The organism is Mesorhizobium sp. M0028 (genome assembly GCF_040323855.1).
Lineage (GTDB): Bacteria > Pseudomonadota > Alphaproteobacteria > Rhizobiales > Rhizobiaceae > Mesorhizobium.
Window position 1 is genome coordinate 70,305 of record NZ_JAMYVG010000003.1, and the last position, 14,459, is coordinate 84,763.

11 protein-coding genes are annotated in these 14,459 nt (G+C 59.2%); 5 read left to right on the top strand and 6 right to left on the bottom strand.

Annotated features, from left to right (window positions below; genetic code table 11):
- Positions 1-4 precede the first annotated feature (4 nt).
- Positions 5-88: a hypothetical protein gene (locus tag NKJ93_RS08090; protein ID WP_352481318.1), complete on the bottom strand. Its 84-nt coding sequence runs from the start codon at positions 86-88 to the stop codon at positions 5-7.
- Between the two features lie 314 nt (positions 89-402).
- On the opposite strand from NKJ93_RS08090, the gene NKJ93_RS08095 reads away from it, so the two are divergent.
- Complete coding sequence (locus NKJ93_RS08095; protein WP_352496162.1) at positions 403-1,149, top strand: gamma-glutamylcyclotransferase; 747 nt, start codon at positions 403-405, stop codon at positions 1,147-1,149.
- On the opposite strand, the gene NKJ93_RS08100 is transcribed toward NKJ93_RS08095, so the two are convergent.
- The 5 genes from NKJ93_RS08100 to NKJ93_RS08120 all read right to left on the bottom strand — a co-directional run bounded on the left by NKJ93_RS08100 (position 1,136) and on the right by NKJ93_RS08120 (position 7,698).
- Positions 1,136-3,118 (bottom strand): glycoside hydrolase family 127 protein, encoded by a 1,983-nt coding sequence (locus tag NKJ93_RS08100; RefSeq protein WP_352588497.1) that lies wholly within the window; start codon positions 3,116-3,118, stop codon positions 1,136-1,138. The two genes, NKJ93_RS08095 and NKJ93_RS08100, sit on opposite strands and share 14 nt — an antisense overlap.
- A gap of 26 nt (positions 3,119-3,144) precedes the next feature.
- Positions 3,145-4,002, bottom strand: coding sequence for a carbohydrate ABC transporter permease (locus NKJ93_RS08105; protein WP_352588500.1), 858 nt, complete (start codon positions 4,000-4,002; stop codon positions 3,145-3,147).
- Positions 4,002-4,931 carry a carbohydrate ABC transporter permease gene (locus tag NKJ93_RS08110; RefSeq protein WP_352548962.1) on the bottom strand — a complete coding sequence of 310 codons (930 nt, stop codon included), beginning with the start codon at positions 4,929-4,931 and terminating at the stop codon, positions 4,002-4,004. Before NKJ93_RS08110 ends, NKJ93_RS08105 begins: the two co-directional genes overlap by 1 nt.
- A gap of 378 nt (positions 4,932-5,309) precedes the next feature.
- The gene (locus NKJ93_RS08115) at positions 5,310-6,563 is read right to left on the bottom strand and encodes an ABC transporter substrate-binding protein (protein WP_352588502.1); all 1,254 of its coding nucleotides are present in this window, start codon (positions 6,561-6,563) and stop codon (positions 5,310-5,312) included.
- 85 nt (positions 6,564-6,648) lie between these two features.
- Positions 6,649-7,698: a LacI family DNA-binding transcriptional regulator gene (locus NKJ93_RS08120; protein WP_352588504.1), complete on the bottom strand. Its 1,050-nt coding sequence runs from the start codon at positions 7,696-7,698 to the stop codon at positions 6,649-6,651.
- Between the two features lie 415 nt (positions 7,699-8,113).
- On the opposite strand from NKJ93_RS08120, the gene NKJ93_RS08125 reads away from it, so the two are divergent.
- From NKJ93_RS08125 to NKJ93_RS08140, 4 genes are read left to right on the top strand one after another with little or no spacing between them, the layout of a single operon-like run.
- Positions 8,114-9,679 carry a type I restriction-modification system subunit M gene (locus NKJ93_RS08125; protein WP_352588507.1) on the top strand — a complete coding sequence of 522 codons (1,566 nt, stop codon included), beginning with the start codon at positions 8,114-8,116 and terminating at the stop codon, positions 9,677-9,679.
- The gene (locus NKJ93_RS08130) at positions 9,676-10,884 is read left to right on the top strand and encodes a restriction endonuclease subunit S (RefSeq protein WP_352588510.1); all 1,209 of its coding nucleotides are present in this window, start codon (positions 9,676-9,678) and stop codon (positions 10,882-10,884) included. The genes NKJ93_RS08125 and NKJ93_RS08130 overlap by 4 nt, the downstream gene beginning before the upstream one ends.
- A 7-nt stretch (positions 10,885-10,891) precedes the next feature.
- A complete protein-coding gene (locus NKJ93_RS08135) occupies positions 10,892-11,572 on the top strand; it encodes an abortive infection family protein (RefSeq protein WP_352588512.1) in 681 nt (226 codons plus the stop codon).
- Positions 11,556-14,429: a type I restriction endonuclease subunit R gene (locus NKJ93_RS08140; RefSeq protein ID WP_352588515.1), complete on the top strand. Its 2,874-nt coding sequence runs from the start codon at positions 11,556-11,558 to the stop codon at positions 14,427-14,429. Before NKJ93_RS08135 ends, NKJ93_RS08140 begins: the two co-directional genes overlap by 17 nt.
- The last annotated feature ends 30 nt before the right edge of the window (positions 14,430-14,459 follow it).

Genomic DNA, 14,459 nt, shown 5'->3' on the forward strand with positions numbered 1-14,459 from the left:
ACCGCTATCCGGCGCTTCTGAGCCAGACCAGCATCTCGCCGGGGTCGCGGTTGTGCCAGGCGAAATGCGGCACGGCGCCGACTTTCACTTCCTCGACCGCCGGCGGTTCGGTGCAGTAGAGCCCCTTTCCAGTTTTCGAAAGTCTCCTTTTGGCAATCGCCGAAAGCGTGACGCCGCCGCCCAGACGGTTCGCTGCTTGTGTGCCTCGATCTCAGCCGTTCGCGGCAGAGCGATGCGGTGCCGTGGCTGGAATTCGACGCGCAAAAGTCCGCCGCGTATTTTGTGCGATTCCGTCAAGCTGTTGTACACGACAGTTTTGAACCCTGATGCCGCGCCCGCGTACTCGGCCCTTGAGAATCCTCCAGCCTTCGGCAACATGGCGGCAAAGCTGAGAGTGTGAGGATGAGCAAGGTCATTTCCGCCGCATCGCGGCGTCAGTCGGCGCCGCGCAAGTCACCGATGGCGCTGACCGAGGCGCTGGTCGCCCGCACCTTGCGGGCGGTCGAGGACGCCGGGCCGACGCCGGGCATGGTCTACATGACCGATGCCGATTACGCGCGCATTCGCGACGAGGTGCTGGCCGGCGCGCCGGCCGGGCCGGTGAAGCTGTTCGCCTATGGTTCGCTGCTATGGAAGCCGGCCGGCGAGGTCAGGGGTGGCGAACGGGCCGTAGCGACGGGCTGGCACCGTTCGTTCTGTTTTACGGTGCAGCGCTTCAGGGGCACGGTGGAGCAGCCCGGCCTGATGATGGCGCTCGACCGCGGCGGCCAATGCCAGGGGATGGTGTTCGAGATCGCCGAGCCAGTGGCGGCCAATCTCGAAGCGCTGCTGCGCCGCGAGATGACCATCCTGCCGGCCGTCAACGTGCCGCGCTGGCTGCAGGTCAGGACGGGCGATGGCATGCGCCAAGCGCTTGGTTTCGTTGTCGATCCCGCCAATCCGCGTTATGCCGGCAAGCTCGAAAAGCGAGCGATAGCGGCGACCCTGGCCACGGCCGTCGGCCATTGGGGTTCGGGCGCCGAATATCTGTTCGAGACCATTCGCCATCTCGACGCCTGCGGCATCCGCGACCGCAATCTTTGGCAGCTGCAGGAACTTGTGGCCGAGGAGATCGGCCGGGCGCCGCCGTCGGGCTTTATTCGTCCCTGAGCCAGACCAGCATCTCGCCGGGATCGCGGTTGTCCCAGGCGAAGTACGGCACGGCGGTGACTTTCGCTTCCTCGACCGCCGGCGGTTCGGTGCGGTAGAGCCCCTCTTCCCAGTTTTCGAAAGCCTCCTTCTTGGCAATAGCCGAAAGTGTCACGACGCCGCCCAGAAGGTTCGGCTGCTTGTGTGTCTCGATGTCGGCCGTTCGCGGTAGAGCGATGCGGTGCAGCTGGCTGGAATTGTCGGTCTCTTCGATGCAATAGATCAGCGGTCCGCGCGCCAGTGCGACGCGGCCGATATCCTGCCGCACCTGCGGGTTGGCGTAGAGGCGGTCGACGGCCATTTCGAGATCGAGCTCGACGCGGTCGCCCTTGCGCCATTCGCGGCGGATCGCGGCATAGCCGTCACTGGTGACAGCATCCAGATCGATATCGGCGCCGTTGACCTTGAGCGTTGCCTTGCGGCACCAGGCCGGCAGCCGCAGGTGCAAGGTGAACTCGGTCGGCGCTTCCGGTTCGACGGAGATCGAGACCGCGCCGTCCCAGGGATAATTGCTGGTCTGGGTGAGCTCTGTCTGCGCCCCGGCGATATCGAAACGAGCCGTGCCGTTTCCATAGAGGTGGACGGCAAGTGCTGTGTCCGACAGGCCATAGAAATAGCTGCCGATCGAGGCGACCATGCGCCCGACATTGGGCGGGCAGCACGGGCAGCGGTGCCATTTCCATCGGTGGTGGGCGCCGCGGCTTTCGAGCGGATTTTCGTAGAAGAACAGCGAGCCGTCGAGCGACAGGCCCGAGATCGAGCCGTTGTAGAGCGCCCGCTCCATGATGTCGGCGTAGCGCGCATTTGGGCCCATGCCGAGCATGCGGCTTGCCCAGAACACCAGGCCGACCGAAGCACAGGTCTCGGCATAGGCGGTGTCGTTGGGCAGGTCGTAATCGGCGGTAAAACCCTCGTTGTGCGACGATGGCCCGAGACCGCCAGTCACGTAAAGGTTCTTGGTCATGAGATCGTCCCACAGCCGGTCGAGCGCCACCCGCAGCGTGTCGTCGCCATATTCGGTGGCGATGTCGGCCATGCCCGAATAGAGGTACATCGCCCGCACCGCATGGCCGACGACCTTGTCCTGCTCGCGAACGGGCTTGTGCGACTGGTTGTATTCGTAGGTCTTGAAGTGATAGGCCTTCGGGTCGGCGCCGCGGGCGCGCGCCTCCTCGTCGAAATAATGCGGCTGCTGGCCGCGCTGATCGATGAAGTATTTGGCAAGCTCCATGTATTTGCGCTCGCCCGTCACCCGCGCCAGCTTGACCAGCGCCAGCTCGATCTCCTCGTGGCCGCAATAGCCCTTCTTCTTGCCGGGCTCGGCACCGAATGTTTCTGCGATATGGTCGGCGTAGCGGCACATGATATCGAGCAGCTTGCGTTTGCCTGTGGCCTGGTAATAGGCGACCGCGCCTTCGATCAGATGGCCGGCGCAATAGAGCTCGTGGCAATCGCGCAGATTGGTCCAGCGCAGGCCGGGCTGGATGCGCTGGTACCAGCTCGACAGATAGCCGTCGGGCTGCTGCAGCTTGCCGTACATGTCGATGACGGCGTCGATCTTCTTCTCCAGCTCCTCGTTGCGGCGGCGGTAGAGCGAATAGGCGGCGGTCTCGATGGTCTTGCCCCAGTCGCTGTCCCAGAACATCTGGGTCGTCACCGTCGATCCGGTGAATTCGTTGCCGGCGGTGGCTGCCTCGTCCGGCGAGGGTGAGTGGAACGGAATGACGACGCCGGGCGACGGCCGGTCGGGATCGATCTGCTCGAGCATGCGCGCCTCGACGCAGCGGTCGTAGAGGATGCCGGCGGTCTTGCTGGCAACGGCATCGACACGGTCGCCCCAGAAGCCGCGCACGTCGACCTGCGGTACCGGCAGCGGGCGGAATGCGAGTTTCGGCTTGGCGCCCTGACTGGCGGATTGCGATGCGGTCATAAATTTACTCCGTTCAATTCGATTGGTCACTTGACGGCTCCTGCCATCAGGCCGCGGATGTAGAAGCGCTGCAGCAGCAGGAAGAGCACCAGGCACGGCACCATCATCACGGTGACGCCGGCCTGCACGGCGCCCCAGTCGATGGCGCCGAAGCGGCCGGACTGGAGTGCGGTCATCATGATGGGCAGCGTGAATTTGGACTGGTCGGTCATCAGCACGAGGGCCGCCAGAAACTCGTTCCAGGCGCCAAGGAAGGCAAACAGCGCGATGGTGACGATGCCCGGCCAGACCAGCGGCAGCATGACCCTAAGCAGCATGGTGACATTGTTGGCGCCGTCCATGCGCGCGGCCTCCTCGATCTCGCGCGGCACCGCGTCGAAGGCGTTGCGCATCATGAAGATTGAGAACGGCAGCTGCAGCGTGACGTAGACGCAGACCAGCCCGGTCAGCGTGTTGTGCAGGCCGATTTTTGTCAGCACCAGGAAGATCGGCGTCAGGATCGACTGGAACGGGATCATGATCGTCGACAGGATGACGACGAAGAGCAGGTTCTTCAGCGGAAAGCGGAAGCGCGAGAAACCGTAGCCGGCGAGCACGCTGACGATCACAGACAGCACCACCGTCATGACCGAGACATAGATGCTGTTTTGCGCCGGCAGCCAGAGGCCATCGCCGAAGGTGTTGAGCGTGGCGTAGTTCTCGAGCGAGAACCCAGTTGTCGGCCAGGGCGGCAGCGGTGGCTGGCGCGCCTCCTGCGCCGGCTTGAACGCCGAAAGAACGGTCCAGACGATCGGCGCCAGGAACAGTATGGACGCGGTGATGCCGGTGGCGTGCTCTGCGAACTGCATACCTATCCGGCGTTTGCGGCTGCGGGCCTGCGCCATCAGTCGACCCCCTCTGGCTGGCGCAGCAGCCGCAGCTGGATGAGGCTGAGCGCCACCAGGATGACCAGCAGGACCATCGACAGCGCGGCGCCGTAGCCGAGCTTGAACGACACGAAGGACTGGTTGAAGATCCAGTAGACGGCGGTCAGCGTCTGGTTGCGCGGGCCGCCGCGCAGGATGATGTAGAACTGGTCGAAGGCGAGAATCGAGCCGGCCACCGACAGGATCAGCGCCAGCGCCAGCGTGCGACGCATCAGCGGCAGGGTGATGGCGCGAAACCGCGCGAATGGCCCTGCCCCGTCGATCATCGCCGCCTCCTGCAGGTCCGGCGGGATCGATTGCAGGCCGGTCATCAGGATGATCATGGTGAAGCCCGCCACCTTCCACACCACCATGGCGATGATCGACCAGAAGGCCGGCTGGAAGGTCGCCAGCAGGTTGAATTTCTTCTCGGTCAGGCCAAGCTCGAAGGCGGCCGGGCTGAACAGGCCGGAATCGACATTGAGCAGCCACGACCACAAAAGGCTGGCCGAGGCAAAACCGATGACCGCCGGCATGAAGAAGGACGTGCGGTAAAGGCCGGTCAGCTGCCGCGGTCTTTCGATGAACAGCGCCAGCGGAAAGGCGACGGCGAAAATCGCGATCGTCACCACCACTGTGTAATAACCGGTGAACTTCAGCGCGTTCCAGAAGCGGGTGTCGCGCAGGATCGCCCAGTAATTGTCGAGCCCGACAAAGCTGTGCGCGCCCATCAATGGCCAGTTGTGCAGCGACATCCAGGCGGTCATGCAAAGCGGCACGATGAAGAAGACCACGACCAGGGCAACGGCCGGCGCGACATAGAGCAGGCCGATCAACTGCCGGCGGCCGGCGCCGACCAGTTTGTATGCGCGTGCGGGTGCGGCGGTGGTTGCTGCGATGGTGGTCATGGCTGGCCGCTCGGTGGTTGAAGGGCAATCACATCGGGAGAATACCCCCTCACCCGGATTGCCAACCGAATTGCGAAGGGCAATTCGGGGCAATCCGACCTCTCCCCGAGGGGCGAGGAGGTCGCCAGCGTTGACGCCAGCCTCTTCTCCCCAGCGGGGAGAAGGTGGCCGCGAAGCGGCCGGATGAGGGGGTCTTTTCTCAACGCGATAGCCCTGCTGTTAGCGCTGCGTCCCCCTCCCCCTTGAGGGGAGGGTCCGGCCGAAGGCCGGGGGTGGGTCCTCTGCGAAGTGCGCCGACGCAAAAGAACCTCGAGCACTGCCGCGACGACCCCATCCGGACCTTCGGTCCGACCTCCCCTCGAGGGGGAGGTGGGCGCTTTACTTCTGCGGCGCCGAATCGATGATCGACTGCATCGTCTCCTGCGCGTTGGCGATGGCGCCGTCGACGTCTTCGCCGAAGAAGACCTCGTTCATCATCTGGTTCCAAGGACCGTTGGCCGAGTTGATCAGGTCGTTGAACACCACCGAATAGGGCGTGCGCCCCTTGGACATTGCCTCCGCGGCAACCTTGTAGCGCGGGTCGAGGTCTTTCAGCGCCTCATTGGCGATGTCGCCGCGCACCGGCAGGCTGCCGTATTTCGCCAGGATGGTCTGGCCCTCGAGCGAATAGGCGAAGTCGAGGAACTCCTTCACCACCGCGACCTTGGTGGTGCCCTTGGTGACGACGAAATTATCGCCGCCGGCAAACGACGACCAGGCGCCGTCCTTGCCGGGCAGGAAGGTGATGCCGTAGTCGATATCGGGATATTGCGTGTTCAGTGCGCCGATGGCGAAGGCGCCGGACGGCGAGATGCCGATATTGCCGGTGGCGAAGGCGGCAAAGAAGTTGGAGCCGGTGTCGGTCTGCGCGCCGGCGGGCACCAGGTCCTTCTTGACCATCGAACGGTAGAGGTCGATGGCGCCGCGCATCTGCGGCGTGTCCAGCGTCGCCTTGGAGCCGTCCTCAGTCAGGATGTCGCCGCCCGAGGCCCAGATCAGCGGCGTGAAGGTGAAGATGTTGCAGCCGCCGCAATTGCCGGAGAAATAGAAGCCTTTGATGTCGCCGCCGAGCGCATTGACCTTTTCGGCGTCGGCTTCGATCTCGGCCCAGTTGGTCGGACCCTTTTCCGGGTCGAGGCCAGCCTGCTTGAACAGCTTCTTGTTCCAGATCAGCACCGAACTATCGGCCGAGAACGGCAGCCCGTAGATGCGGCCCTTATAGGTGCCGGTCTTGACATGCGCCGGCGACAGGCTGGCGAAATAGGGCAGCGACTTCGCCCAGTCGGTGATGTCTTCCAGCTGGCCGGCGGCGGCGAAGGACGGCGTGTAGATCAGGTCGAGCGACAGCGCATCGGGCGCCGTGCCGCCGGCGGCGGCCGCACCGTATTTCGGGATGATTTCGGCGTTGGGGATGATGTCGAGCTTGATCTGGTTCTGATGGCCCTTGTTGAAGGCATCGACGATGCGCGGCATGAAGTTCGAGCCGTCGGCGCGAACCCAGATGTTGGCGGTGTCGGCGGCGGCCGAGCCGACCGTTGCCAGCGTGCCGAAAATGCTCGCGGCGATGGCGAGCCCGGTAATGGTGGTTCTCATGCTTCTCCTCCACATGGTTTTAATTTAGCGTCTTAATTTAGCCGCGCCCCCACAAGCGGGTGACAATCGACACGGCCCGTTTCGTTCAGCCGTCCGGCGGACGGCCGCATGACTGACGCACCACCAGCCGGCACGGCAGTTTTCTGATGCCCGGCAGAGCGGGTTCGCCGCCGACGAGCGAAAGCAAGGCAAGGCCGGCCTCGCGGCCAAGTGCTGCGAGATTCATGTCGACCGAGGTCAGTGGCGGGCGGGTTGCCTCGGCGACGATCTGCCAATTGTCGAAGCCGATGACGCCGACCTCGTCCGGCACGCCGATGCCGCGCTCGCGCAAGGCATCGATGACGCCGCGCGCGATCTGGTCGTTGCCGCAAAACACCGCATCGGGCTTTTCGCGCGAGCCGTCGTCGCCGTCGAACAGTTTTCTGACCGCCTCGTGGCCCCAGGCCTCCGACCAGGGGCCGAGCAGCGGCTCCATGACCGGCAGGCCGTTCTCGGCCAGCACCTCGCGATAGGCTTCGGCGCGGGCATGCACCACGGCAAAGCTCGCGGGACCGCTGACATGGGCGATGCGCCGCCGCCCGAGCCGGCAAAAGTGCTCGACCGCCAGCCGCGCCCCGCCGGCATCGTCGGACACGAAAGCGATGGCGTTGGGATCGGGCTCGGTGAAGGCGTAGATCGCCGGAATGCCGAGATTGGCGAGGTCGACCGGCAGATGGCGGTCGATGCGCTTGCCGGTGGCGATGATGCCGTCGACGCGCTTGTCGAGCATGGCATCGACATGCAGCTGGGCGAGGCGCGGGTCGTCCTCGACATTGCACAGGAACACCGAGACGCCGGCATCGACCAGCGCATCGGAAACGCCGGCCATCAGCGGCAGCGAAAACCGGCCATAGGTGTCGTTGGTCAACAGCCCGACGGTAAAGGAGCGCCGCCGCAACAGGCTCTGCGCCAGGCTGTTCGGGCGAAAGCCAAGCCGCTGCGCCGTCTCGCGAATGCGGGTCCGCGTCTCGGCCGTCATCCGCCCCTGCCCGTTCAGCGCTTTGGAGGCGGTGGCAACGCTGACACCGGCGATGGCTGCCACCTCGCGCAAGGTGACGGGCTGTTTGACAGGCGTTGGCTGCGCATCGGACGCCATGATTTGGATATCGATCCTCCCATTTGAGAAAAGCTTTTCTCTTACTGCATCCGTAGCGTTTCGATCTGGTGATCGACGGATGCACGGAATTTGGGAAAAGGTTTTCTCAGGGAGATTAGGATAGGAATGCGGGGAAGGCAAGTGGGTACGGAGATGGTGTTGGCTGACGGGCGCCGCTGGGCCAACAGTTTCTCGCCTCCGACCCGGCACTACCCCAAATTAGGATACAAGGTCGGACTGCTTTCAACCCATGCAATATGCGGACATCTGGGGAGGTTTTTTCTGCAGTCATTTTTAGGCTTGCGTCTGTGGGCTTCATAGGGCCATTCGGAGTCCGCTCTGATCTTGTGACAAAATCAGTGCAATAGTTCTTGTTTTGTTCTATACGTAGGCTAGGTAGGGGAATCGTGAGCGGATGACCGAAGCGCAGAGAAAGGAGCTGGAAAAGGCGCTTTGGGGGATCGCAAATGACCTGCGTGGAAAGATGGATGCGGATGAATTCCGCGACTACATCCTAGGTTTCATTTTCTTCAGATATCTGTCGGAACGCATTCACCTCTATGCGAACGCGATCCTTGAGGCGGACGGTATCGAGTTTGCTGAAATCCCTGAAGGTACCGACGAAGGCGACGAGATTCTTGAGGCGGTTCGTGCGGAGGCAGTGGACGAGCTGGGTTACTTTTTGAAACCCTCCGAGCTGTTCTCTTCGATCGCTACGCGAGGGGCGCAGAAGGGTAATAACTTCATTCTCGACGACCTAACCCGCATCCTCGAAAATATCCAAAAGTCAACGATGGGGGCCGCAAGCGAGGAAGACTTTAATCACCTCTTCGAAGACATGGATCTCGGCTCCACTAAACTTGGCCGTACGGTCAGCGACCGCAACGAGCTGGTCGCAAAAATTCTCACCCGGCTCAAGAGCGTCGATTTCCGCCTAGGAGATGTGAACAGCGATGTTTTGGGCGATGCCTATGAATACCTGATAGGGAAATTCGCCAGCGGCGCCGGAAAGAAGGCCGGTGAATTCTACACACCGCAGCAGGTTTCGACAATCCTCGCTCGCCTCGTGACGACTGGGAAAGACCGGCTGCAAAGCGTTTATGACCCAGCGTGTGGCTCTGGCTCACTGCTTCTGCGCGTCGCGCGAGAGGTTGGTTTGCGCAATGTCGGCGGCTTTTACGGACAGGAGCTGAACCGAACGACTTACAACCTCGCTCGAATGAACATGATCCTTCACGGGGTCGGTTATCGCAAGTTCGATATCAGACAAGAAGATACGCTTGAACGGCCACAGCACGACGGCAAATTTGAGGCTGTCGTAGCGAACCCACCGTTTTCCGCAAACTGGAGTGCCAATCCGCATTTTTCGACCGATGATCGGTTCAGCACCTACGGCCGTCTACCACCAGCGTCCAAGGCGGACTTCGCCTTTGTCCTCCATATGGTCCACCATCTGGCAGACAACGGCACCATGGCCGTAATCCTGCCCCACGGCGCCTTGTTTCGCGGCGGTGCTGAAGGCGATATTCGAAAGATTCTGGTCGCCGAGCGCAACTATCTCGACGCGGTGATCGGCCTACCTGCCAATATCTTTTACGGCACCGCTATCCCAACCTGCGTACTGGTATTCAAAAAATGCCGAGAAGCGCAGGATAACATCTTGTTCATCGACGCAAGTGCACACTTTGATAAAGGAAAAAATCAGAACAACTTGCAGAGTGAGGACGTCAACAAGATCATTGCCACCTATAGAGCAAGGACAAACGAAGAACGCTATAGCTATGCGGCGCCCCTCTCCGAGATCGAGGAGAACGACTATAACCTCAACATCTCACGCTACGTGGATACGTTCGAGGAAGAGGCGCTAGTCGATCTCGGGGCGGTGTTGGAGGAGCTTAAATTGATCGACGAGCGACAAAGGGATGTGGACACCCGACTGGCGGGATTCTGCAAGAGTCTGGGATTGGAGCCTCCGCTTTGACACCGGACCAACCGTCGACCCCTGCGTTGCGCTTCTCAGAATTCACCGATCCGTGGGCACCTTCTCGCGGCGGAGATGCGTTCATCCAGGGCCGCCAGCGCGGCGAAGACGGTTTACCGATTTACTCCGTGACAATCGAAGGTGGAATGGTCCGTCGGGATAGTTTGGACAGAGAGATAAGCAGCAACGCTGCCGACGGTGCCAACCTACGCGCGAACAAGGACGATATGGTCTACAACATGATGCGGATGTGGCAAGGTGCGGTCGGACGTGCGCCCGTCGACTGTATGGTCAGTCCGGCCTATGTCGTGCTCGTCCCCAAACTCGGAACTTTATCGCAATTCTTTGAACACTGGTTCAAGCGCTCTCGCTCGATATATTGGCTTTGGGCATATTCCTATGGTCTAACGGGCGATCGCTTGCGTCTTTATTTTCGCGACTTCACCAAGGTTCCAATGTCTCTGCCATCGTTCGATGAGCAGCAAAAGATTGCCGATTTTTTCGGCGCTATCGATGAACGCGCCGAACTCCTAAGTAGACGGCTCGATGCTTTGCTACGTTACAAGCGCGGCACGATGCAGCAAATATTTTCCCGAACCCTTCGGTTCAAACGCGCAAATGGCTCTGAGTTTCCCGATTGGGAAGAGATTAGACTCGGCGATATTGCCGAGTTTGCCAAGGGACGAGGTATTTCCAAAGAAGACATCGTCGCGGGCGGCAAGCTCCCTTGCATTCGCTATGGTGAGTTATACACGATTTATGGCGAGCGGATCAAAACAGTCGTGTCGGCTACCGATGCCGCAGCTGATGGTCTGCTTATGAGTAAGCCTGGCGACGTGATCTTGCCTGCCTCCGGTGAAACGCCTTTGGATATGCCATCGGCCTCCTGCGTGCTCATCGGCGGGGTGGCTCTTGGTGGCGACCTGAACGTCATTCGTTCATCAATAAACGGCGTTTTTCTTGCCTATCTGCTTCGTAGCCATAAACGGCGTGAAGTTGCTCGGCTCGCGCAGGGTAACTCGATAGTGCATCTGTATGGAACGCATCTTGCCTCCCTGAAGCTCGCCATTCCAACAGACCCCGACGAGCAGCAGAATATTGCAGACTTCCTCGGTGCGGTCGACGACAAGATCGCCGCCGTCTCTGCCAGGATCGATGCGATGCAAACCTTCAAAAAGGGTCTGCTGCAGCAGATGTTCGTCTGAGGCAATCATGCAAACGTTGCGGGAGTTGATCGAGAGGCATAGCGACGAGAACAGTGAGCTGCGCTACTACATTCCCATCATCGAGAAGGCGGAGCGTAACGAGGTCCAGCATCCCGACATCTGCATCGAGTGTTGCGCATCGTTGTTTCAGGGAGTGTCCAAAACCATCGTCAACAGGCTCGACCCGCCTAAGGACAAGAAGGCGTTCGAAGACGCGTCGATTGGACAGCAGGTGAAACGAGCACTGAAGTGCCTTTCGGTCGCCGATGATGTGATCGAAATTGACTTTCCAAGGCGAGTGGAAAGTCTGGTCCAAATTATCGGTCAGCTCCGCAATCAGCGTGGCGACATCAGTCATGGACGCGCGGTACCCAAGGAGCTGCAAAGCGACCGCAGTTTGGCGCGGCTCGTTGTCAACCTCACGGAACCGGTGATCCGCTACATGTTGGCGAGCTATTTCGCGTTGCAACCCGAGCGGACAGTCATTCCCGACTATGACGCCAATCCGGCTTTCAACGACTATCTCGACGACAAAGTGCCGATTGAAGGGAAGCCGCTCTACAGCCGCGCGCTATACGCCCAGTTTCCCGAAGACTATGTGATCGAGTTGAAAGAATATCAGGAAATGGCAGCGGACCCAGATTTGCTCCTTGCCGAAGAAGGGAGCGATCGTGGCGACGCAGAGTGAGGCACAGCTTGAGGAAAGCCTGATCACCCGACTTGGAGCACTGGGCTGGGAGCGCGTGATGCTGCGCGACGAGACGGCGCTGATTGCCAATCTCAAGGCGCAACTCGAGGCGCACAACGGACTGACGCTGACCGATGGCGAGTTCGCGCGCATTCTCAACCACCTTGACAAGGGGAATGTTTTCGACAGGGCAAGGACACTCCGCGATCGGTATCACCTCGTTCGCGAGGATGGATCGAGTGTGTTCATCGAGTTCATGAACACCCACAAATGGTGCCAAAATCGTTATCAGATTGCCAATCAGATTGGTCAAGCCGGCAGCTACCAGAATCGATATGACGTGACCCTGCTCGTTAATGGCCTTCCGCTCGTTCAGATCGAGCTAAAGCGGCGGGGGCTGGAACTGAAAGAGGCGTTCAATCAGGTCAACCGCTATCATAGGCACAGCTATACGTCTGGGCGCGGGCTTTTTCAGTACGTCCAGATTTTCGTGATCTCGAACGGCGTTAACACCCGTTACTACGCCAACAATCGCAAACAGAGTTTCAAGCAGACATTCACGTGGTCGAAAGATGAAAACGCACCGCTTAATCAGCTGGGTGATTTCGCCGACGCGTTCCTCGATAGGTGCCACGTATCGAAAATGATCGCTAAGTACATAGTGCTACACGAAGGCGATCGTCAGATCATGGTGCTGCGACCTTATCAGTTCTACGCAGTCGAGGCGCTAGTCGATCGCGTGAAAAACAGCGTCCACGGCGGCTACATCTGGCACACGACGGGTTCCGGGAAAACGCTTACCAGCTTCAAGGCGTCGCAAATTCTGACCGAGATGCCGGACGTCGAGAAGGTTGTGTTTGTGGTCGATCGCGCCGATCTCGATTATCAAACGACGCGCGAATTCAATGCCTATAGCGAAGGAAGCGTTGACGGCACCCACAACACGAACACGCTGGTACGGCAATTCACTGACCAGCATACGCCTCTCATCGTTACAACGATTCAGAAGCTCAACGCGGCCATTTCGAAGTCACAGTTCCTTGAGCGTATGGAGCCGTTGCGCGGTCGGCGCGTCGTGTTCATTTTCGATGAATGCCACCGCTCGCAGTTCGGCGAGACACACAAGCGCATTACGACCTTCTTCACTAACTATCAGATGTTCGGATTCACCGGAACGCCGATACTTGAAGTGAACGCCAATCGTAGTGAGGCTGTCGCGCGCACGACCAAAGACCTGTTTGGCGAATGCCTTCACCGCTATGTCATCACTGATGCCATCCGTGATGAAAATGTCTTGCGCTTCTCGGTCGAATATTGGGGCAAGTTAAAACGGCGCGACGGCTCGCTGATCGATGAAAAGGTTGCAGGGATCGACACGCGTGAATTCTTCGAGAACCCGGATCGCATTGAAGCCGTGGTCGACTGGATCATTACCAATCATGATCGCAAAACTCATAGCCGCGACTTCACTGCTATGCTTGCGGTTGGGAGCGTCGATACGCTGACCCAATACTATGAGTTCTTCCGCACCAAGCGTGAGGCTGGACTGCATGACCTACGCGTGGCGACTATCTTTACATTCGCCGCCAACGAAGATGACAAGGAGGCTAACGGGCTTATCGCCGAACCCGAATTCGACATCGCGATGGATGCGCCGGCCCATCGGCACAGCCGAGACAAACTTGAGGGCTACATAACTGACTACAATGCCATGTACGGTACTAGCTTCTCGACACGAGACGGGCAGAGCTTCTACAACTACTACAAGGACATAGCGAAACGGATCAAAGAGCGCGAGAGGGAGAACTTTAACGATAAGGATCGGGTGGACATTCTGCTTGTCGTGGCGATGTATCTGACAGGTTTCGATGCGAAGAAAGTCAACACTCTCTACGTAGACAAGAACCTTAAGTATCACGGCTTGATACAGGCATATTCTCGGACAAACCGCATTCTCAACGAAGTTAAGTCTCAGGGTAACATTGTAGCATTCCGAAATCTCAAGACGGCGACCGATGAAGCCGTAGCTCTCTTTGCGGACAAGGGAGCGAGTGAAACAATTCTTATCGAGCCCTATGAGGATCAGGTCCGGAAGTTTGATGCTGCGGTTGAAGCGCTTCTGGCGATCACACCAACTGTAGAACGTGTGGATTCCCTCGTCGATGAAAGTGCGCGACTTCAATTTGTTCGTGCATTCCGAGAACTTGCTCGAGTCAGGAACGTGTTGAGCGTATTTGCGCAATTCGATTGGTCGGATCTGGCGATGAACCCCCAGACGTTCGACGACTTCAAGAGTAAATATCTCGACATCTATGATCAAACCCGAAAGCAAGACGACGCTGTGCCCGTGTCGATCATTCAAGATATCGATTTCGAGCTTGAGTTGATCAGACAGGACAAAATCAATGTTGCCTATATTCTCCAGCTATTAAACAACACGAACATAAAGCCGGACGATAAAGGCGAACGCGACCAACGCCTAGCTGAAATTCTAGACATTATCTCGTCTGAACCATCGCTGCGCAGCAAACGAGAGCTGATCGAAAAATTCATAAGACAGAATATGCCGCTAATTGGTCAAGGTACTGACGTGAAGGCAAAATTTGAGGAGTATTGGGCCACTGAGAAGGAAGAGGCGCTCAATGGTCTCTGCGCTGCCGAGGGTATCAAGCGGGACCAATTGGATCACTTGATCGAACTGTATCATTTTACGGGTCAAACGCCGCCACGGGAAGATGTCGTGGAGGTGTTGGCGGTCAAACCGAGAATCTTAGAGCGGCGAAAAATTATCGATCGTATCATCGACCGCATGACGACTATTGTACGCACTTTCGATAGCGACACGGGTGATATCTGACCGGCGAAATGAATCGCATTCTGGCGTGGC